We start from the raw sequence: 21,614 nt of genomic DNA on the forward strand, positions 1-21,614 counted from the left end.
CCGCCGCAGTTGTCGTCCGTGGCCCATCTGGTATGCTATGCGGATCTTAGTGGCGCGTGGTCGCCAAAGTCCCCTTTAATTGATGCTTGGTTGGAAGTAAGCCTACATGCAAGAGCAATATAACCCGAAAGAGATTGAGTCGAAGGTGCAACAGCACTGGGAAGACACCGAAGCGTTTAAAGTTGTCGAGCAGCCTGGAAAAGAGAAGTTCTACTGCCTGTCGATGTTCCCCTACCCAAGTGGCCGTCTCCACATGGGTCACGTGCGCAACTACACCATCGGTGATGTAGTTAGCCGCTACCAGCGCATGCAGGGTAAAAACGTTTTGCAACCAATGGGTTGGGATGCTTTCGGCCTGCCAGCTGAAAACGCAGCGATTGCCAATAAAACCGCGCCAGCCAACTGGACCTATCAAAACATCGAATACATGAAAGGCCAGCTCAAGCAGCTGGGCTTTGGCTACGACTGGAGCCGCGAGCTGGCCACCTGTCGTCCTGAATACTACCGCTGGGAGCAGTGGTTCTTCACCAAGCTGTATGAAAAAGGCTTGGTCTACAAGAAGATGTCTACCGTGAACTGGGATCCGGTTGATCAAACCGTACTGGCTAACGAGCAGGTTATCGACGGCCGCGGCTGGCGCTCAGGTGCGCTGGTTGAGCAAAAAGAGATCCCGCAGTGGTTCATCAAGATCACCGACTACGCCCAAGAGCTGCTGGATGACCTGGACCAACTGGACGATTGGCCAGAGCAGGTGAAAACCATGCAGCGCAACTGGATTGGCCGCTCTGAAGGCGTCGAGATGCAGTTTGGCCTGGCAGACTCGGATGAAACCTTCACCATCTACACCACCCGCCCAGATACCGTAATGGGTGTTACCTACGTGGGTATCGCCGCCCAGCACCCGCTGGCTTTAAAAGCTGCCGAGACCAACCCAGAGCTGGCCGCCTTCATCGAAGAGTGTAAGAACACCAAGGTGGCTGAGGCCGATATGGCGACCATGGAGAAGAAAGGCGTGGCCACTGGCCTGTACGCCATTCACCCCATCACGGGTAAGCAAGTGCCTATCTGGGCTGCCAACTTCGTATTGATGGATTACGGCTCTGGCGCAGTAATGGCAGTACCGGGTCATGACCAACGCGACTACGAATTTGCCACCGCTTACGGCCTTGAAATCAAAGGCGTAATCCAACCAAGCGACGGCGAGCTGGATATCAGCGAGCAAGCCTACACCGAGAAAGGCGTACTGTTTAACTCGGGCGAGTTCGACGGGCTGGACTTCCAAGCGGCGGTCGATGCCATCTCTGCCAAGCTGGAGAGCGAAGGCAAGGGCGAGAAGAAAGTGAACTTCCGTCTGCGCGATTGGGGCGTAAGCCGTCAGCGTTACTGGGGCACGCCAATCCCAATGCTGAATCTCGAGAACGGCGATGTGGTCGCAGTTCCTGAAGATCAGCTGCCGGTGCGTCTGCCAGAAGACGTGGTAATGGATGGCGTAACCTCGCCAATCAAGGCTGACCCTGAGTGGGCTAAAACCACTTACAATGGCGAAGCGGCCTTCCACGAGACCGACACCTTCGACACCTTTATGGAGTCGAGCTGGTACTACGCGCGCTACTGCTCAAACAACGACGATATGATGCTCGACCCAGAGCAAGCCAACTACTGGCTGCCGGTTGATCAATACATTGGTGGTATCGAGCACGCGATCTTGCACCTACTGTACGCACGCTTCTTCCACAAGCTGCTGCGTGATACCGGTTTGGTTGATTCTGACGAGCCCTTCAAGCGCCTGCTGACCCAGGGCATGGTGCTGGCCGATGCGTTCTACTACGAGAACGAGAAAGGTGGCAAGGTATGGGTATCGCCACTGGACGCGGTATGCGAGAAAGACGAGAAAGGCCGCATCACTAGCGCCAAGACCGCCGATGGCCAAGCGCTGGTCTACGCCGGTATGAGCAAGATGTCGAAGTCGAAGAACAACGGTATCGACCCGCAGGTGATGGTAGATAAGTTCGGTGCCGACACCGTGCGTCTATTTATGATGTTCGCCGCCCCTGCCGAGCAAACCCTGGAATGGCAAGACAGCGCAGTAGAAGGCTCGCTGCGCTTCCTGCGCCGGGTATGGAAATTCGCCGCCGAGCATATCGCGCTGGGCGATGCCGCTGCGCTTGATGTGGCCAGCTTGAGCCCTGCCCTGAAAGATCTGCGCCGAGAAGTGCACAAGACCATTGCCAAAGTCAGCGATGACATCGGCCGCCGTCAAACCTTCAACACAGCGATTGCCGCAGTGATGGAGCTGATGAACAAGCTGGTTAAAGCCGACCAAAGCATTGATCAAGGCCGCGCCGTAGTGCGTGAAGCACTGAACGCCATCGTGCTGATGCTAAACCCAATCACCCCGCACATCTGTAACCAGCTGTGGGCGGCACTGGGTAACGACAGCGACGTTGAGCAAAGCCCATGGCCAGTGGCCGATGACGCGGCCATGGTGGAAGACAGCAAGCTGATCATCGTACAGGTTAACGGCAAGCTGCGCGCCAAGCTGACTGTAGCGGCAGACGCGAGCAAAGACGAAGTAGAAGCACTGGCGCTGAATGATGAAAACGTGAGTAAATTCACCGACGGCAAAACCGTGCGCAAAGTCATCTTTGTTCCCGGCAAACTGCTGAATATTGTCGCCAACTAAGGCCAATAACCAGTAAGCTAGTAGCCGTATTGTATGACGGCTACATAGATTGAACAGGGCGCGTCATTCGCGCCCTTTATTTATCGGAAATGGAATATGAGCAACGCCTGCAAGCTGCTACTGACTTCGCTGTTTAGCGTACTGATCCTCAGTGCATGTGGCTTTAAGCCCCGTGGCAGCTACCTGATTGATGAACAGCTGAATCAGATTTATGTCTCCTCCTACGATGAGTTCAGCCCGCTCACCCGTGAGGTGGTGCGGCGACTAAAGCTCAGCCACATTGAGGTGTTAGACCAAGCTCGCGAGGGTGTACCGACGCTACAGCTGGGCCGTGAAAACCTCACCAAGCGCACCCTGTCGCTATTCTCCAACGGCCAAACCGCCGAGTACGAGATGAGCTATCGGGTGGAGAGCTTCCTGCTGGTCGCCGAGCAAGAGAGCCAGCCGATCACCGTACAGCTCCACCGCGACTTCCAGGACAACCCCTTGGCGGCATTGGCCAAACAGCGTGAGAGTGAACAGCTCTATGACGAGCTGCGCGTAATGGCCGCCGATCAGATCCTGCGCCAGCTGGCCACGGTTCGCTTTGAATGAAGATCTATCCTGAGCGCCTAAGCGGCCAGGCGGTAGAAGGCATCAACTGCTTTCTGCTGTGGGGCGATGAGCCCCTCATCAAACAAGAATCCACCGACTGGATCCGCCAGCAGCTGCAGCAAAAACAATGCATTGAAGAGCGCCGCCGCTTCGCGGTGGACAACGAGCTAAGCTGGGCCGAGGTCAACGACTGCTTTCAGGCCTTATCATTATTTAGCCAAAGCCAACTGGTCGAGCTGCACTTCGACAAATTGCCCGACAAAGCCCAACAGCAACAGCTGGAGGCCTTGCTGCCCATGGTCAGCGAGGAGACTCGCCTGTTGCTTAGCATGCCCAAGTTGGGCAAGCCACAAGAGCGGCAAAAGTGGTATCAGCAGCTAGAAAAGCAAGGGCTGGTGGTAGCTATCTACCCGCCTGAGGGGCGCCATCTGCAGCAGTGGGTAAGTCAGCGGCTACAGCGCTATCAGCTTAGCCACAGCGCTGATCATGTCTCTCTGCTTGTCCACTACTTTGAGGGCAACCTGCTGGCGTTGGATCAGGCGATTCAGATCGTCCGCCTGCGCTGGCCCGATCAACAGCCTTCGGTGGAGCAGTTTGAAAGCTGTCTCAGCCATGCCAACCGCTTTAGCGCCTTCCAGCTGGCCGATGCCATGCTGGCCTTCGACCTGAAACGTTGCCTGTTAATCCTTGAGCAGTTGCGCTTAGAGGGCGATGAGCCAACTCTGATCAACTGGACCATTGAGCGCGACCTCAAGGTGCTGCTAGCGCTACAACAAGGCGGCCCGCAGCAGCAAGCTACGGTGTTCAAGAAACATGGGATCTGGGCCAAGCGGCAAAACCTGTTTAATCAGGCCCTACCGCGCTGCAGCGAGGCTAAACTCACCCGTGCGAGGCTGCAAGTAGCCGAGGTCGACAAGGCGATCAAAAGCTTCGACAGCACCTTTGCCTGGCTGGAGCTGGAGCGTCTGCTACTCAACCTGATGTCGAGATAACTATGCGGCTGATATTTGGCGGCTCCTTCGACCCGATCCACCAAGGGCATATCCAAAGCGCGTTGGCCTTATTGGCACATCTAAACGCCAGCAGCGTGAGCTTTATTCCCAATGCCCTCTCGCCGCTTAAGCAGCGCCAAAGCCTCAGCCCCGAGTCGCGTCGCGCGCTGTTGGAGCTAAGCCTTGCCCCCTACCCCGCCCTCAGCCTTGATTGGCGCGAGGTGCAGCGCGGCGGCAGCTCCTACACAGTGGATACGCTGCGCCAACTGAGGCGCGAGCAGCCCCAGCAAAGCCTGGTGTTTGTGATGGGCCAAGACTCATTCAATCAGCTACACCGCTGGCGTGAGTGGCAGCAGTTAACCGACTACGCCCACTTGCTGGTGATGGCGCGTCCCGGCTATCAGCCAGAGTATCCCGAGCCTTTGGCGCAGTGGCTGGCACCACGTAAGGTAGAACAAGCCAACAGCCTGAGAGACAGTGACGCCGGTAAGGTCTATTTTTGCCAGCTACCGCCTTACCCGGTCTCTTCCACCGAGCTTCGCGAGGCTTGCGCGGCGGGGAACTGGCAATGGGCAGGCGATTACCTCTCTGCCGAGGTCGTCAACTATATTCAACAACAGGGCTTGTATCAGGGCAGTGCTTAACCTTGTCAATCAGGCCATGTTACAATCAATATTGAACCGCAATTATTAACCGCGTTACAGGAAGGCTTTGTTGCAAAACAGCACACTGATCGACTTTGTAGTCGATAAAATTGAAGATATGAAAGGCCGGGATATTATCCGCCTTGATGTAAGTGAACTCTCCTCCGTCACCGATACCATGGTGATCTGCAGTGGCAACTCTAAGCGCCACGTGAAATCCATCGCTGACAACCTGCGCGAGCAAGCCAAGCACGAAGAGCTTGAAGTACTCGGCGTAGAAGGCGACGACGAAGCCCAATGGGTGTTGGTTGACCTGGGCGATGTGGTAGTACACGTGATGCAGGATGATGCCCGAGACTTCTACCAATTGGAGAAACTGTGGTCTGAGCCAGTGGCTGAGTCTAAAGTCGGATGAAGATCCAGTTACTCGCCGTCGGTACCAAGATGCCCGGTTGGGTGGAACAAGGGTACCAGGAGTACGCACGCCGCTTCCCCAAGGACATGAGCCTGGAGCTGGTCGAGATTGCCGCCGGTAAGCGTGGCAAAAATGCCGACATCAAGCGCATTCTCGACAAAGAGGGCGAAGCCACTCTGGCTGCCATTCCTAAAGGCAACCGCATTGTGACCCTCGAAGTCACCGGTAAGCCCTGGACCACCCCACAGCTGGCCAAACAGCTAGATGGCTGGAAGATGGACGGACGTGATGTCAGCCTGCTGATCGGCGGTCCGGAAGGACTGGCTCCCTCTTGTATTCAGGCCTCAGAGCAGCGCTGGTCGCTGTCGCCACTTACCCTGCCCCACCCACTGGTGCGGGTTATCGTGGCCGAGAGCCTATACCGGGCCTGGAGCATCACCGCTAACCACCCCTATCACCGAGAATAAGCACGAAGCATGGCAAAGCAAAGGGTTGCATTAAGGGATCACCATGCAGAGGCGGCGTTGTTTATGCGCCGCTCTGTGGTATCGCTAACCATTGTGATGGTGATTGTGGCGATACTGCTGGGAAACCTCTACTACCTGCAGGTTAAACAGTTCGAGAACTACGCCACACGCTCCAACGACAACCGCATTCGAGTAGTACCCATCGCCCCTCCACGCGGGCTGATCTACGACCGCAACGGGGTGCTGCTGGCAGAGAACATTCCCAACTTTACTCTGGAAATCGTTCCCGAGAACACCGACAACCTCGAGCAGTTGTTGGATGACTTGGCTGAGCTACTGGAGCTTACGCCCAACGATATCGAACGCTTCCAAAACCAGCGTAAGCAGATCCGCCGCTTCAACCCGGTACCGCTGAAGAGCCAGCTCAACGAGCAACAAGTGGCGCTGTTTAGCGTTAACCAGCACCGCTTCCCCGGCGCCAGTATCGACGCCAGCCTAAGCCGCTACTACCCCTATGGCGCAGCCCTCACCCATGTGCTCGGCTATGTAGCGCGGATCAACACCCGCGATGTAGAGCGTCTGGAAGAGCAAGGGATCCGCGCCAACTATGCGGCCACCCGTAATATCGGCAAGCTCGGTATCGAACGCTACTACGAAGACATTCTGCACGGTCAGGCTGGCTACCAAGAGGTGGAGGTTAACAACCGCGGCCGGGTGCTGCGCACCATGAAGGTGGTGCCGCCGATCCCGGGCAAAGACCTACACCTCAACATCGACATCAACCTGCAGCTCAAGGCCAAACAGCTACTTGATGGCCGCCGCGGCTCAGCGGTGGTACTCGACCCAGTCGATAGCGGCGTGCTAGCCATGGTATCCAGCCCCAGCTACGATCCGAACCTGTTCGTCAACGGCATCAGCAGCAAGGACTACTCCGCCCTGCTGGAATCGCCGCACCGCCCGTTGATCAACCGTGCCACCCAAGGTGTTTACCCGCCAGCATCAACCATCAAGCCGCAACTGGCGGTGATGGGGCTGGAGCTGGGCTTGGTAACGCCCCAAGAGCGCATCTGGGATCCCGGCTGGTTCCAGATCCCTAACACCGAGCGGCGCTTCCGCGACTGGAAACGTTGGGGCCATGGATGGGTAGATGTCTACAAAGCCATCGAGCAGAGTGTCGATACCTATTACTACAAGCTGGCCTATGAGGCAGGCATCAATAACATCCACCAGTACATGAGTGAGTTTGGCTTTGGCGAGTATAGTGGCATCGACATCCACGAAGAGAGCAAGGCCAACATGCCAAGCCGTGAGTGGAAACGCCAACGCCACAAAGAGCCATGGTGGCAAGGCGATACCATCTCGGTGGGCATCGGTCAGGGCTATTGGACCTCTACCCCACTGCAGCTCACTCAAGCGACCAATATCTTGGTCAATCGCGGTAAGCGCACCCAACCCAAGCTGCTGCGCGCGGTGGACGACGGCGAGCACTTCGAGAAGCTGCCCCCACCAGACCAAGAGCCGATTGAGCTAAACAACCCAGCCAACTGGGATGTCGCGCTAAAAGGCATGTGGGGCGTGACCAACAAGCACAATGGTACCTCCTGGAAGGCCTTCGAAGACACCCCTTATGTGGTGGCCGGTAAATCCGGTACCGCTCAGGTATTCTCGCTGGGCGAAGATGAGGAGTACGATGCCGACAGTCTGGACGAGCGACTACGCGACAACGCGATGTTTGTGGCTTATGCCCCTTATGATGACCCGAAACTGGTCACCACCGTGGTACTGGAAAACGCTGGGGGCGGTAGCTCTAACTCAGCCCCGGTGATCCGGGAGCTGTTCGATTACTATTTTCTTGGCGAAGACGCCGGCCAAAGCGCGGGGGCTAGCGAGGAGTAGCCATGAATTACAAACAACAACAACAGTCTTTATGGTGGCGCTTCCACATCGATTGGCCGCTGCTGCTTGGGCTGCTGGCACTGATGGGCCTGAGCTTGGTGGTGCTCTACAGCGCCAGTGGCGAGAGCATGGCCATGGTGCAACGACAGCTGATCCGCTTTGGCGTGGCCTTCTTTGCCATGCTGGTACTGGCGCAGATTCCGCCTGATGTATACCAACGCTGGGCACCACTGGCCTATGGCGTAGGCCTGGCCTTGCTGGTTGCGGTATTGGTGATGGGGGAAGTCGGCAAAGGCGCGCAGCGTTGGCTGAATCTAGGCTTTGTGACCTTCCAGCCCTCCGAGATCATGAAGCTGGCCGTCCCGTTGATGGTCGCCCGTTATATCAGTGCCCAGCCACTGCCACCGCGCTTTAAGTACGTGGCCATTGGCGTGATTATCGCCATGGCCCCGGCGCTACTGATCGCCAAACAGCCCGACTTAGGCACCTGTCTGCTGGTTGCCTGCTCTGGGATTTTCGCCCTGTTTCTCGCGGGCATGAGCTGGAAGCTTGTGGGGCTGGCGGCCGCGTTAGTCTCAGGCTTTGTGCCCATTCTGTGGTTCTTCCTGATGCGCGATTACCAGCGCCAGCGAGTGCTGACCCTGCTTAATCCCGAAAGCGATCCGCTTGGAGCTGGCTACCATATTATCCAGTCGAAGATTGCCATCGGCTCCGGCGGCTTCGGCGGCAAGGGCTGGCTGCACGGCACCCAGTCGCAGCTCGACTTCCTGCCCGAGCGGCACACCGACTTTATCTTTGCGGTGTTGGCTGAAGAGTTCGGCTTTATCGGGGTTGCGGCGATGTTCTGTCTGTACCTGTATGTCACCGGACGCGGCATGTTTATCGCGGCGCAAGCGCAAACCGCCTTTGGTCGCCTGCTGGCCGGTTGTATCACCCTGACCTTCTTCGTGTACGTGTTTGTTAACGTGGGTATGGTGAGTGGCCTGCTACCGGTGGTGGGGGTTCCGCTGCCATTAATCTCCTATGGCGGCACATCTATCGTGACACTGATGGCAGGATTTGGCATTCTCATGTCAGTTCATACTCACAAACGGCTCTACGCCCAATAAGGAAGATTATGCGGTATTTGCTTGCTTTGGTGTTTTTTGTCGGCGTCGCTCACGCCAAGCCCCTCGATGAGCAAGGGCTGCAACGCCTCGAGCAGCTCAGTGAGGAGTTTGCTATCGACATGGCTACCCTGCAGCAGGCCACCGAACAAGCCACCTACCAGCAGAGCATTATCGATGCCATCACCCGCCCGTGGGAGTCGCGTCCCTGGCATCAGTACCGCAACCTGTTTCTGACCGAAGAGCGGCTGGCGGCTGGTCTGGCATTCTGGGAGGAGCACCAGCAAACGCTGGAGAAGGCCGAGCAGGAGTTTCAGGTACCGGCTGAGATCATCGTAGCGATCATCGGTGTCGAAACCTACTATGGCCGCCACACCGGTCGTTACAAGGTGCTGGATGCGCTCTACACCTTAGGCTTTTTCTACCCCAAGCGTAGCGAGTTCTTCAGCAAGGAGTTTGCTCACTACCTGAATCTGGTTGAACAGCAAGGCTGGGAGCTGGATTACATGAAGGGCTCTTACGCCGGCGCCATGGGGCTGGGCCAGTTTATCCCTTCCAGTTACCTGCACTACGGCGTCGATTTCAGCGACACTGGCAAGGTGGATATGCTCAATGACAAAGTCGACGCCATTGGCAGTGTCGCCAACTACTTCCGCCAGCACCGCTGGCGCTACGGTGAGCCGGTAGTACATCTCGTGTCACTTAGCGATGAGCAAGCAGAGCCGTGGCTAAGCAAGGGCTTGGAGCTGCCCCATCAAGCGAAACAGTTGGCAGAGGCTGGCGTTGCGGAGGCGGGCGAGCTGCCAGATGATGCCAAGGTGAAACTGCTTGGCCTCGAGCAAGCCGATCACACCGAATACTGGTTAGTAAGGGATAACTTCTACGTGATTACCCGCTATAATCGCAGCCCGCTCTACGCCATGGCGGTACACCAGTTCAGTCAACAATTAAAACAAGCACGTAATGACAGTTAAGACCCTATTACAAGGGGCAGCGGTGCTCACCACTGCCGCCCTGCTCGCCGCCTGCTCAGGCTCCTCCTCGCGCTATTCGATGCGCAATGACACCGCGCCCACCCAGATCCCCGATCTGCAACATATCGAGTCACTGACTCCGCGCGACGAGCCAATGAGCGCGCAAGGCAATCGCGACTACAAGGTGCGCGGCAAAAGCTATCAGGTATGGCGGGATATCGAGGAGTACCAGCAACAAGGCGAGGCCTCATGGTATGGCAAGAAGTTCCATGGCCATCTCACCTCCAACGGTGAGATCTACGATATGTACTCACTTTCCGCGGCCCACAAGAACCTGCCACTGCCAAGCTATGTGCAAGTGACCAATCTGGCCAACGACAAATCGGTGGTGGTACGGGTTAATGACCGCGGCCCCTTTCATGGCGATAGAATTATCGACCTGAGTTATGCCGCGGCCCACAAGCTCGACATGTTGAAAAGCGGTGTTGGCAAGGTTGAGGTCAAATTGCTGCGCGCAGATCAGAATAACTCCCCTGCCGCACTAGCCTTTATCGAACAACATCAATACTATGTGCAGTTAATGGCAAGCCGCCAGCAGGACAGCCTGCTGGCTCACCAATTGCAACTAGAACAGCTGGGGTTAACCAGCGAAATAATCGAACAAAATGGCTGGCAGAAGCTGCGCCTGGGCCCCTATAACAGCCGTCGACAGGCGGAACAAGACCTTGCTCTGATGCATCAGGGAGAATACGGGCAGGCCTTCATCGTCCAGCAGGATCTGAATTAGTTTGCTTTCGACGAAACCGTGAGGTTTTTGGATCGGGAGTTTAAGTTCACGTTTAACAGCCAAAGAGCGAACAATGAACAAAAGTTTTCTTAAACGGGTTATCGGCGCTTCTGCACTAATCATTAGTGTTTCCAGCGTTGCAGCACCGACACCTCAAGTAATCCCCAATGCACCGCTGATCTCCGCCAAAGCCTATTATCTTATCGACTTCGACTCGGGTCGTGTATTGGCAGCGCAAAACGAACAAGACCGCCTGGCCCCTGCCAGCCTGACCAAGATCATGACCAGCTACATCATCGGCCATGAAGTCAAATCAGGGAACCTGGGTCTGGACGATACCGTGACCATCTCCAAGAACGCTTGGTCGCGTAACTTCCCAGATTCTTCCAAGATGTTTATCGAGGTGGGCAAGCAGGTCAAAGTGTCTGATCTGAACCGCGGCATCATGGTGCAATCAGGCAACGATGCCTGTGTGGCCATGGCCGAGCATATCGCCGGTAGCGAAGATGCCTTTACCTCATTGATGAACTCATGGGCCGAGCACCTAGGCATGGCGAACACCCGTTTTGCCAACAGCCACGGCTTGGATGACGACGACCAATACACCACGGCAGAAGACTTGGCGATCCTAGCCAAGGCCATGATCGGCAACCTGCCAGAGCAGTACGCGGTATACAGCGAGAAGTCGTTTACCTTCAACGGCATCACCCAGCACAACCGTAACTCACTGCTGTGGGACCAAAGCCTGAACGTGGATGGCATGAAGACCGGCCACACCAGCAACGCCGGCTATAACTTGGTATCCTCTGCCACCCAAGATGAGATGCGCCTGATCTCCATCGTATTGGGTGCCGCCTCGCCAAACGCTCGCGCAGCAGAGAGCAAGAAGCTGTTTAACTGGGGCTTCCGCTTCTTTGAAACCGTTAAGCCCTACAGCGCTGGCGACAGCCTGGCGCAACAACGCATCTGGATGGGCGATCAAGAACAGGTCACGCTGGGCTTGGGTGAAGATGTTGCGGTGACCATTCCGCGTGGTCAGGCCGAGAACCTAAAAGCTTCATTTGAGCTGACCGAAGAGCTAAAAGCACCGCTGGCCCAAGGCAGCACCGTGGGTAAGGTATTTATCCAGCTAGGCGATGAAGATATCGCAGAGTACCCGCTGATCACCTTGAACGAAGTGGAGCAAGGCGGCATATTCTCTCGCCTGATGGACTACATCAAGATGTTCTTCGCCAACTTGTTTGGTTAATAGCAGATATTGCTATTAGCAAACGGTGAGATAGCAACGCTTAGTTTTAGAATAATTGCGAAAAACGCGTTAAAATAACGCGTTTTTTGTTACATCCCGACGCAATCACTGCGTCTTACTAGGATCGACTATGCAACATAAGTTTGATGAGCTGATGGAGTTCCCTTGTGACTTCACGCTAAAGATCATGGGCGTCAACAACGACACCCTTGAGCAACAGGTTCTGGAAGTGATTCAGCGACTGGCTCCTGGTGATTACTCACCGAAAAGCAAACCTAGCAGCAAAGGTAACTACGTATCACTGACCCTGTCAGTGCGTGTTACCAACGCAGAGCAGGTAGAAAGCCTCTACCGCGAGGTTGGCGCCATCGAAGACGTGAGGCACGTACTCTAAGATGGCACCACTGATCGTCCGCCATCTCGGCTTACAGGAGTATCTGCCCACTCAGGCAGCAATGAAGGATTACACAGAGCAGCGCGACGATCACAGCCCCGACGAGCTTTGGGTAGTAGAACACCCACCGGTGTTCACCCAAGGCCAAGCGGGCAAACCGGAACACCTGCTACAAAGCAGCGATATTCCGGTGGTACAGACCGAACGGGGCGGTCAGGTCACCTACCACGGCCCCGGCCAACTGGTGGTCTACACCCTGATAGACCTGAAGCGCGCCAACATTGGCGTGCGCGAGCTGGTCAGCCATATTGAGAACTGCTTGATTGCGGTGCTTGGCGACTACGGCATCGAGGCCGCTGCCAAGAAAGACGCCCCCGGCGTTTACGTTGATGGGCAGAAGATCGCATCCCTAGGTCTGAAGATCCGCAAGGGTCGCTCCTTCCATGGACTGGCGCTGAACGTCGCCATGGATTTAAACCCGTTTTTGCTGATCAATCCCTGCGGCTACGCCGGGTTGGTCATGACACAAACCAGTGTGCTCGGTGGCCCCACTTCGGTAGAAGAAGCCGCCCAGCGAGTTGCCGCGCAGTTTGCCAAGCAGCTCAACTACAGTGACGTAACTGAACAGAGAGGATTTCAATGACCGAAACCAAGAAAAAACCTCGCCTTGAGCCCGGAGTGAAACTCCGCGATGCCGACAAAATGGCGTTTATTCCCGTCAAGGTCATCCCCTCGGAAAAAGAGACCATGCTGCGTAAGCCGGACTGGATGAAGATCAAACTGCCTTCAGACAACACCCGGATTAACGAGATTAAGGCAGCAATGCGCAAGCACAAGCTGCACTCGGTGTGTGAAGAGGCCTCCTGCCCGAACCTGGCAGAGTGTTTCAACCACGGTACTGCGACCTTTATGATCATGGGTGATATCTGCACCCGCCGCTGCCCCTTCTGCGATGTCGGCCATGGCAAACCGCTGCCACTGGACCCCGACGAGCCGAAGAAACTGGCTGCCACCATTGCCGATATGAAGCTGCGTTATGTGGTGATCACCTCGGTGGATCGCGATGATTTGCGCGACGGCGGTGCCTCTCATTTTGCCGAGTGTATCCGCGAGATCCGCGCGGCCAGCCCGGGTATCCAGATTGAGATCCTGGTGCCAGACTTTAAGGGCCGGATGGAGCGTGCGCTGGAAGCCTTTATCGACTGCCCGCCAGACGTGTTCAACCACAACCTAGAGACCGCCCCACACTTCTACAAGCAAGTGCGCCCGGGTGCCGACTACAAGTGGTCACTCAAGCTGCTAGAGCGCTTTAAAGAGATGCACCCAGATGTGCCGACCAAGTCGGGCCTGATGATGGGCTTGGGCGAAACCAACGAAGACATCGTTGAAGTGCTGCACGACTTGCGCGAGCACCGGGTAACCATGCTAACCCTTGGTCAGTATCTGCAGCCAAGCCGCCACCACTTGGCCGTTGATCGCTACGTGCCGCCAGAAGAGTTCGACCAGCTCAAAGAGCAGGCCGAAGCCCTAGGCTTTAGCCATGCCGCCTGTGGGCCGCTGGTACGCTCGAGCTACCATGCCGACCTGCAAGCCAAAGGTGTGGAAGTAAAGTAAGCACCGCCACTCATTAAAAAAGCGCCCTTGTGGCGCTTTTTTCAGTTTTAACGGCCGGACACACTAAGCGGCACTGGCTTGGGCTTGCTCCACGATGGCCATATCCCGCCAACGACCGGTACGCCAGCGCCACAGGTTGATTGAGCCGCGGATCACCTCATCCATAGCAAAGCACCACCACAGCCCCAATACACCGTACTGCCATTCGATGCCCACCAGATAGGCCACCGGCATCATTGCCCACATAAAGCTCATGCCAATGATCGCCGGAAACTTGGCATCGCCGACGGCTTTGAGTGCCCGCCCCAGCACGATATTCAGTTGACGGAAGGGCTCCATCAGCAGGCAGATCAAAATCAGTTGGTAGGACACCGCCACCACCTCAGGGTCGCTGGTAAACAGCCCCAGCACCTGGCGATAAAACAGTAGCACCAGCAGCATGTTGAACAGGGCGAAACAACACGACACCTTAAGTGCCCGGTACAGCGTCTGCTCGGCCTGCTCATGCTCGCGCGCGCCAGCAAAGTGCCCCAGCATGATCTGAGCAGCCGTCGCCAGCGATGCCCCTAGGGCAATCTCGATAAAGTGCAAACGCAACACAAAGGTGTTGGCCGCCATGGCGGTTGCGCCGAGTAAGGCCACCAAGCTCATCACTACCATCTGCTGAAACACATAGCTAAACGGCTCTAGCATGGTGGGTACACCGATGGAGACGAACGGCCGCAGCAAGCTGCGTTGCTTGGCGAAATCATCGCGGCTGAAGCGAATGCCTTCGAGCTTGTGCAACACATAAAAGTTGAGTAGCAAGCCAACCGAGAAGGCGATGATCGATGCCAGCGCGACCCCTTTGATGCCCATCGGCTCAATGCCAAACCAGCCAAACACAAAGACCGCATCCAAGAAGATATTCAGCACATTAGAGGTCACCGCGATATACATGTTCCAGCGAGTCTTACCCCGTACTGCCAAAATGGCCCCATATGCAAAACTCACGCCGAGCAACACAAAGGCCGGGGCAAACACCAACAGATAGTCACTGACATAGCGATTGACCTCATGGCTTAGGTTAAACCACAGGCCGATCTGTTGATGGAACAACACCGTCAGCGCAAAAAACAGCAAGCCGAACAGGCTGCAAATCAGCAGGTTCAGCAAGTAGCTGGGGCTGATGAACTGCTTCTGACCTGCCCCGGTGTACTGGGCCGCCACAGTAATCCCCACCGTGGAGAGGATCGGCAAAATCACAAACGCAATCAGCAGGTATGGGGTAACGATCCCGACCGCACCGGCAGCTTCCTCGTTGATCTGACTGATAAATGCGATATCGACAAAGCCTACCAAGCCCCCAGCCACTTGGGAGACAAACACTGGCCATGCTAGCCGGTAAAGATTGAACTGATGAGGGGACATGACAACTCTCAAATGAATACTTCAGCTAACACTCTAACGCGCTGAATAAGAAATATTTTGCAAATCTTGCGATCCTCAGCGGCGACTTCACGCTATCGAGCGAAACCTGCAAAAACTGCGTTCGACAGCGCGTTACCATTCCCAATCACTTAGCTGGTCGCTGGTGCCTGCTCGATAATCGCCATCTCGTGCCAGCGGCCGCTGCGCCAACGCCACAGGTTCACCGATCCACGCAAGATCTCATCGCCAAGGAATGCCGCCCACACACCGAGCAAGCCATACTCCCAGCGGATGCCAATCATATAAGCCACCGGCACCACAAATATCATCGCGCCAATTCCCACCGCAGCCGAGAAGGCCGCGTCACCGACCGCCTTTAGGGCTCGGCCAACGATAATGTTGATCTGACGAAACGGCTCCATAATCAGGCACATTAGCAGCAGCTGGAAGCCAAGGTTGATAACCTCCGGCTGGGAGGTGAACAGGCCCAATAACTGGTCGCGAAATATGATCAATAGCACCACGTTGCCCAGCGCAAAGCTGCAGCCGAGTTTGAGGCTGCGAGAGAGGGTCTCATAGGCCAAGGGGTAGTCGCGCGAGCCAGCGTAGTGACCCAGCATAATCTGTGCAGCAGTAGCTAAGGCGCCCCCCACGGCCAGCTCCACAAACAACAACCGCCAAACAAAGGTATTGGCCGCCATGGCGGTCACGCCCAGATAGGCGACCATCGCCATCACCACCATCTGTTGAATCACATAGCTCATGGGCTCGACCATGGTGGCAGGACCCACCTTCACCCACAGCAAGAACACCCGCTTTTGCTTGGCCAGATCGTCGCGGGTGAAGCGGATCCGCTCCACCGCGTGCACCAAGTAGACATTAAGCAGCAAGCCCAGCAGGTAGGCACTGAGCGAGGCAATCGCAATCCCTTTAATGCCCATCGGCTCGATGCCGAACCAGCCGAACACCAATACCGCATCAAGCAAGATGTTAAGCAGGTTACCGGCCATGGCAACATACATATTCCAGACGGTCTTGCCCTTCACCGCGATAATCGCCGCATAGGCTGAGCTTACCGCCAGCAGCAAGTACGAGCCGCTCATCCACAACAGGTACTCAGAGATATAGTGGTTGAGCTCATCGCTTAGCTGAAACCACAAGCCTATCTGCTAGGCATTGAACCAGGTAAAGACCCCCAGCACCGCGCCAATGATGGTACACAGTAAGATATTGCCAAAGTACGCCGCCGACACCAGCTGGGTCTGGCGCGCCCCGGTAAGCTGCGCCGCCACGGTGATGCCCACCGTGGCCAAAATCGGCAACAGCATAAAAGCAATCAACAGATAGGGGAAAACAATCCCCACCGCACCCGCTGCGTCTTCGTTGACCTGGCTGAAAAAGGCCACGTCGACAAAGCCCACCAAGCCTGCGGATATCTGAGAGATAAACACCGGCCAGGCCAACTTATACAGATTGAAATTATGATTCGACATACAACACTCACAATTAGCTTGCCTGCACTGGCAGCAGTGAGGCGATAAAACTGAATACTGTCTGATCATGCTAGCGATGTTACCCAAGCGCGGCGGATGCGCGCTTGGGTAAGTCGACGCACCTGTTAGTGCGTCGATAGGGCGTGAGAGAGGTTACTTAGAACTGAAAAATTCGCGGGTCAGCTTAAATACCACCGGGCTCAACAGCGCCAGAGCAATCAGGTTAGGAATTGCCATCATTGCGTTCATGGTATCTGCCAATAGCCAGATAAAGTCGAGCGATGCGACGGTACCCACCGGTACGACCAAGATGAAGATCACCCGGAACACCTTAATCGACTTCACGCCAAACAGGTACTGAACACACTTCTCACAGTAGTAGCTCCAGCCCAGAATGGTGGTAAAGCCAAATACTGCCAGCGCGATGGCCACAATCGGCTCACCCAAGCCAGGTAGCACACTACCAAAGGCCATTGCGGTCAGCGGGGCACCGTTAACACCCGAATCCCAAGCACCTGAAACCACAATCGCCAAACCGGTGATGCTACAAACGATGATGGTATCGATGAAGGTACCCAACATGGCAACCAAGCCCTGCTCAACCGGGTTGTTGGTTTTGGCCGCTGCGTGTGCAATCGGCGCGCTACCCAGACCGGCTTCGTTTGAGAACACACCACGGGCAACACCAAAGCGGATCGCCAGCCACATTGTGACACCAGCAGCTCCGCCCAGCGCGGCTTCAGGGTTGAACGCAGAGTGTACAATCAGGGCGATGGCTGATGGGATTTCGGTGATGTTCAAAGCCAGAACAATCAATCCCGCCGCCACATAAGAGATCGCCATAAATGGAACCAGCTTACCGGCCACTTCAGCGATGCGCTTAACGCCACCAATTAACACCAGACCTACCAATACCATAATCACTAGACCAGATACTAGAGGTGGTACACCAAAAGTAGCATTAATTGCGTCGGCAACTGAATTGGTCTGAACAGTGTTACCGATGCCAAAGCCAGCAATGGTGCCAAACACAGCAAATGCAGTACCTAGCCACATCCAGTTTTTACCCAAGCCATTTTTGATGTAGTACATTGGTCCACCAATGTGGTTGCCTTGGTCGTCAGTTTCGCGGAATTTAACCGCACAAACCGCCTCGGCATACTTGGTAGCCATACCCACCAGCGCCGTACACCACATCCAGAACAGCGCACCCGGGCCACCAAGGAAGATAGCCGTTGCTACACCGGCAATGTTACCGGTACCGATGGTCGCCGACAGCGAGGTCATCAGGGCGTTGAAGGGGGAAATCTCACCCGCGCGCTCGCCGTCAGGGTTACGGCCAGACCACAGTAAGCGGAAGGCGGTGGGAATATTGAGAACAGACATAAAGCGTAGGCCAATGGTCAGGAACAGACCGACGCCAAGTATGCCAACCAGCATGGGGACACCCCATACGAAACCATTGACCGCTCCAACCCAATCGCTGAGAGTGGCCAGTATTTGTTGCATCGTTTCCATGTGTTTGCTTAGTCCTTTTATTATCGCAGCTTGCTTTCGCTAGATTTGAGCTGCCTGCCAATAGCAAATTCTGAGGGGCCTGTGTCCACAGGGGGCAAGTCTAAAACCCGTTATAGCGCAGTAAGTTGCGGAAAAAACCGCCACCAGCACTGGTCGTAAAACGATAGATCTGCCCATTCGATCTGCATCTTGCAGTAGCGCACCAATGGTATCAGCAAGGGATGAAAAATAGTGTGACTAAGCTTATGTTTTGATTACATTTATTAATGCACAAAACCCAGCATGACCAAGTCAGGGAAGACCTGGTTTATAGAAGAGAAAAGCGTGACCTAATTAAGACAACGTCTATCGGTGCTGGCGCAACTCTAAAACGCGCAAGCCCATCAACAATGCCACACTAACCACGATATATAGACCAACTGCCAACCACATACCTCACTCCTTAGCAGCCTACCTACAAACTATTGTGCTACTGAAAAGCCCCGCCATTGTGACAGTGCAATGACAGTTTAGTGAACCCGCTCCACTCTCTGATCTCCATCAAAATCCCAAGCGAGCGGGCTGCGTTAACAGCCGCCCACTTGGGGCCTTCATTCAGCTTTGAACGTTATAGCGCCATCAAGTAGTCAAGCAACTGCTGGCGCTGGGCCGCTGATGCGCCAAAGTAGTTCTCCGACTCCTGCTGCGCCTCGCCGCCATGGCGCTGCATCACCGCATCCAAGGTTACCGCCTCACCGTCATGCATCAAGGCTAGGTCGCTGGCACTTCCGGTACGCACGTACCCGGTCAATCCCAGGCCCCATAGCGGCGCAGTGCGAAAGTAGCCCTCGCCCAAATCATGCAACAGCAGGTCGGTATAGGGGTGGATCAGCTGGTTGCTGAGCTCAGGGAAGTCAGGATCAACCCCGGTCTGCACGCTGGTTTTATGACAGCCATCGCAACCGAGCTGGGCAAACAGCTGATGCCCGGGCATCTGGGTCAGATTCGCGCGCGGCGTGGGCACCGCAATCAACTTGTTGTAGACCTCCAGCTCATCGAGCTGCGCATCCGGCAATACCGCCGGGCCAAAGCCCTCAAAGCTGGTGCCGATCCCCATATCATCGTGCAATGCCTTGGCAACCTGATGGCGCACACTCATGGTCTGGGCGCGCCAACCAAAGCGGCCGATATGCTGCTGGCCATCTACCGTGACATAGTTAACCGTGCCGCCGTTCTCCGCTGCCCAGGCTTCAATGGTGGCGGCAGGGATGGCCTCAAGTAATCCCATGCCGATAATCTTCGGTGGTGTCACATCTTGCCTTTGCTGTACCAGCCCACTGCCATTCATGTTGTGACACTGGGTGCAGCTTGGCTGGATAGGATCAACCGCCAAGCCCGCCATCTCGGGATAAGGAAGATTACCACCAATCGCCTGCGGGCCAGGTAGCAGCTCCTCCACATGGTTACCGGTATTAAAATCGGTGTGCACCAAGCGGCGCCCTTGCAGCCAGCTCTGAATATGCTCTGGACTGAGGTTGTAGGCATGCTGCATAAAGGCTAAACGCTGCTGCTCGCCGCCACTTTGCGCTAGCTGGGGCACGGTGGTAGCGCCACCAAGTTGGGCGTAGCTGTCGTTAACCCCTACCGCCCCGATCATGGCATCGCGGTTGTTCACCACAAAGCCTTGGCCCAAGACATAGCGGAAGGTTTGCCCGTAGTAGTTAACGTTGTCGCCGGTGAGTTGGGCGCGGTCGAAGCTAATGGTGGTTTCGAACTCAATCTGCTCACCATACTCGAAGGGGCGTTGAATATGCTGCCAACGCTGCATCACCGCTCGCCAAGTGGTGGCGCTGGCACGCTGCTCGCGGGTGGCCTGACAGGCAGGTACCACCGAGCCATCGCTCAGCACCAGGTCCATCACATAGCCGGAGTAGAAGTTAGTCTCATCCCCATAGATCTTGTGATAACGCCAGTTCGGGGTCTGTTGGTTGCAGTCTTTCTCGTTGCCAAACACATCGGTCATGGCGATCGGTACCGCCGAGTTTAGCGTGACCACCACACAGGGCTCATTGGTACCGCAAGCGGCTTGACGATAACTCTCCGCATCGGGCGCGGTATAGTCGTCGAGGGTGAAGTAGCCAAAGCGCGCCACCCAGTACTCGACATTGAAGTTGTTGAAGTCGTTAAAGGAGAGCTCATGCCTGACCCGGTAGCGCTCAGCAACGGTGGTGCTCAGCGCACCTTGCTGCTCGCCCCCTTGAGCGGCGACAAACAGGTTGCTGTAAGCGTCGCTACTCACGCCCTGATCGTCGCTGGCCCGGGCACGGAGGCTATGGCTACCAGCAGCTAGATTGCTTAGCTGCCAGCTATATGGCGCTTCGCTCAAGCTGGCGACCAGCTGCTCTGGCGCGCCCGGTGCACTGTGATAAAGGCTGACGGTGGCAACGGCAACATCGTCGCTGGCATCCACATGCAAACTAACACTGTCGCCCTCCGTCACACCGCTTGGCAAGTTGATAAAGGCGACTTGTGGCGCTTGGTTGGTATCGCCGCTGCCATCTCCTCCACTGCCATCTCCTCCAATGCCGTCGCCGCCACTACTGCCCCCGCTGCCATCTCCGCCACTGCTGTCACTGACCATGACCAGTAGCGCTGGCGAGATATACTGGCTCAGCGCATCATCTTGCACCTTCAGCTGAATGCTGTACTGCTCGCCCAGCGCGACACTGCGCTCGGTAACGTCCCGCACCCACTGGCCCGACTGTAGGCTCGCCTGTGCACAATAGTCTTGCACACACAGGTAACTCCAATCACCTGTCCAGCCTTCATCATCAAAATAAACTTGAGCACTGCCGCCAATTAGCACGATCCCCTGATCGGCCAAAACAGCGGTGCTCACACTCCCCAGCAATAACGCTGAGCTAACCGCAAGAGTTAGTTGGGATTTCATCCATAAATCTCCACATTCATGGGCTCAAACACAGCCCTGAAAGCGGTTACATTTAAAATCGGTAAAAAACCTCTCTGTCGCAACCCGGATAACTAGAGAGGTTTCAGTATGCTGCAGCACAAACACCCACATCGCGCTACATCTTGTTAACAATACCAATATCTGTTGAGGTGTCCGTTAACAAGGGGCAAATATGCCAAGGCAAACGTGAGCAACCGCTGTTTTTGCTAGAAAGGTCAAATAACGAAGGAAAAGGCGCTTGCGATTATTGAGTGCTAAACGTGTGGTAACAGAGAGGGAATAGCAGATACAAAAAAACCAAATCTTTCGATTTGGCCTCAGTGCTGTGACAAGCTGTTTATTGCGTATCGCTGGCGGAGTGGACGGGACTCGAACCCGCGACCCCCGGCGTGACAGGCCGGTATTCTAACCAACTGAACTACCACTCC

19 protein-coding genes and 1 tRNA gene are annotated in these 21,614 nt (G+C 55.6%); 14 read left to right on the top strand and 6 right to left on the bottom strand.

The genetic code is table 11. The annotated features are described in order from the left end of the window. Nucleotides 1–106 precede the first annotated feature (106 nt). The 14 genes from leuS to lipA all read left to right on the top strand — a co-directional run bounded on the left by leuS (nt 107) and on the right by lipA (nt 13,815). Entirely contained in the window at nt 107–2,683 is a 2,577-nt protein-coding gene (gene leuS / locus G462_RS0120845; RefSeq protein ID WP_026960687.1) for a leucine--tRNA ligase, read from the top strand. Between the two features lie 96 nt (nt 2,684–2,779). Beyond that, on the top strand, nt 2,780–3,277 hold the full coding sequence (locus G462_RS0120850; RefSeq protein WP_026960688.1) for an LPS-assembly lipoprotein LptE: 498 nt from the start codon (nt 2,780–2,782) through the stop codon (nt 3,275–3,277). Then, a complete protein-coding gene (gene holA, locus G462_RS0120855; protein ID WP_026960689.1) occupies nt 3,274–4,269 on the top strand; it encodes a DNA polymerase III subunit delta in 996 nt (331 codons plus the stop codon). Before G462_RS0120850 ends, holA begins: the two co-directional genes overlap by 4 nt. 2 nt (nt 4,270–4,271) lie before the next feature. Next, nucleotides 4,272–4,913, top strand: a complete 642-nt coding sequence (gene nadD / locus G462_RS0120860; protein WP_035478624.1) for a nicotinate-nucleotide adenylyltransferase — start codon at nt 4,272–4,274, stop codon at nt 4,911–4,913. Nucleotides 4,914–4,983: 70 nt separating this feature from the next. Beyond that, nucleotides 4,984–5,328, top strand: coding sequence for a ribosome silencing factor (gene rsfS, locus G462_RS0120865; protein ID WP_026960691.1), 345 nt, complete (start codon nt 4,984–4,986; stop codon nt 5,326–5,328). Beyond that, the gene (gene rlmH / locus G462_RS0120870; protein ID WP_026960692.1) at nt 5,325–5,795 is read left to right on the top strand and encodes a 23S rRNA (pseudouridine(1915)-N(3))-methyltransferase RlmH; all 471 of its coding nucleotides are present in this window, start codon (nt 5,325–5,327) and stop codon (nt 5,793–5,795) included. The genes rsfS and rlmH overlap by 4 nt, the downstream gene beginning before the upstream one ends. Before the next feature lie 9 nt (nt 5,796–5,804). Next, a complete protein-coding gene (gene mrdA, locus G462_RS0120875; protein WP_026960693.1) occupies nt 5,805–7,691 on the top strand; it encodes a penicillin-binding protein 2 in 1,887 nt (628 codons plus the stop codon). Between the two features lie 2 nt (nt 7,692–7,693). Next, nucleotides 7,694–8,800, top strand: a complete 1,107-nt coding sequence (gene rodA, locus G462_RS0120880) for a rod shape-determining protein RodA (RefSeq protein WP_026960694.1) — start codon at nt 7,694–7,696, stop codon at nt 8,798–8,800. A gap of 8 nt (nt 8,801–8,808) precedes the next feature. Further along, a complete protein-coding gene (gene mltB / locus G462_RS23645) occupies nt 8,809–9,771 on the top strand; it encodes a lytic murein transglycosylase B (RefSeq protein ID WP_035478628.1) in 963 nt (320 codons plus the stop codon). Then, entirely contained in the window at nt 9,761–10,558 is a 798-nt protein-coding gene (locus tag G462_RS0120890) for a septal ring lytic transglycosylase RlpA family protein (protein ID WP_051326907.1), read from the top strand. Before mltB ends, G462_RS0120890 begins: the two co-directional genes overlap by 11 nt. A gap of 73 nt (nt 10,559–10,631) precedes the next feature. Further along, nucleotides 10,632–11,807 (top strand): serine hydrolase, encoded by a 1,176-nt coding sequence (locus tag G462_RS0120895; RefSeq protein WP_026960696.1) that lies wholly within the window; start codon nt 10,632–10,634, stop codon nt 11,805–11,807. 130 nt (nt 11,808–11,937) lie between these two features. After that, the gene (gene ybeD / locus G462_RS0120900) at nt 11,938–12,201 is read left to right on the top strand and encodes a DUF493 family protein YbeD (RefSeq protein ID WP_026960697.1); all 264 of its coding nucleotides are present in this window, start codon (nt 11,938–11,940) and stop codon (nt 12,199–12,201) included. 1 nt (nt 12,202) lies between these two features. Beyond that, on the top strand, nt 12,203–12,844 hold the full coding sequence (gene lipB / locus G462_RS0120905) for a lipoyl(octanoyl) transferase LipB (RefSeq protein WP_026960698.1): 642 nt from the start codon (nt 12,203–12,205) through the stop codon (nt 12,842–12,844). Continuing rightward, nucleotides 12,841–13,815, top strand: coding sequence for a lipoyl synthase (gene lipA / locus G462_RS0120910; protein WP_035478631.1), 975 nt, complete (start codon nt 12,841–12,843; stop codon nt 13,813–13,815). The genes lipB and lipA overlap by 4 nt, the downstream gene beginning before the upstream one ends. A gap of 63 nt (nt 13,816–13,878) precedes the next feature. Here lipA and G462_RS0120915 read toward each other — a convergent pair whose 3' ends face one another. The 6 genes from G462_RS0120915 to G462_RS0120945 form a co-directional block, all read right to left on the bottom strand. Continuing rightward, nucleotides 13,879–15,225, bottom strand: coding sequence for an MATE family efflux transporter (locus tag G462_RS0120915; protein WP_035478633.1), 1,347 nt, complete (start codon nt 15,223–15,225; stop codon nt 13,879–13,881). Nucleotides 15,226–15,374: 149 nt separating this feature from the next. Beyond that, nucleotides 15,375–16,385 carry an MATE family efflux transporter gene (locus tag G462_RS0120920; protein ID WP_026960701.1) on the bottom strand — a complete coding sequence of 337 codons (1,011 nt, stop codon included), beginning with the start codon at nt 16,383–16,385 and terminating at the stop codon, nt 15,375–15,377. Nucleotides 16,386–16,394: 9 nt separating this feature from the next. Further along, the gene (locus G462_RS0120925; protein ID WP_026960702.1) at nt 16,395–16,718 is read right to left on the bottom strand and encodes an MATE family efflux transporter; all 324 of its coding nucleotides are present in this window, start codon (nt 16,716–16,718) and stop codon (nt 16,395–16,397) included. A 153-nt stretch (nt 16,719–16,871) separates the two neighbouring features. After that, nucleotides 16,872–18,227 carry an alanine/glycine:cation symporter family protein gene (locus G462_RS0120930; protein ID WP_026960703.1) on the bottom strand — a complete coding sequence of 452 codons (1,356 nt, stop codon included), beginning with the start codon at nt 18,225–18,227 and terminating at the stop codon, nt 16,872–16,874. Nucleotides 18,228–18,843: 616 nt separating this feature from the next. Next, nucleotides 18,844–21,165, bottom strand: a complete 2,322-nt coding sequence (locus G462_RS24115) for a di-heme oxidoredictase family protein (protein ID WP_051326909.1) — start codon at nt 21,163–21,165, stop codon at nt 18,844–18,846. Between the two features lie 372 nt (nt 21,166–21,537). Next, nucleotides 21,538–21,614, bottom strand: a tRNA-Asp gene (locus G462_RS0120945).

The organism is Aliagarivorans taiwanensis DSM 22990 (genome assembly GCF_000429505.1).
GTDB classification, from domain to species: Bacteria; Pseudomonadota; Gammaproteobacteria; order Enterobacterales; family Celerinatantimonadaceae; genus Aliagarivorans; species Aliagarivorans taiwanensis.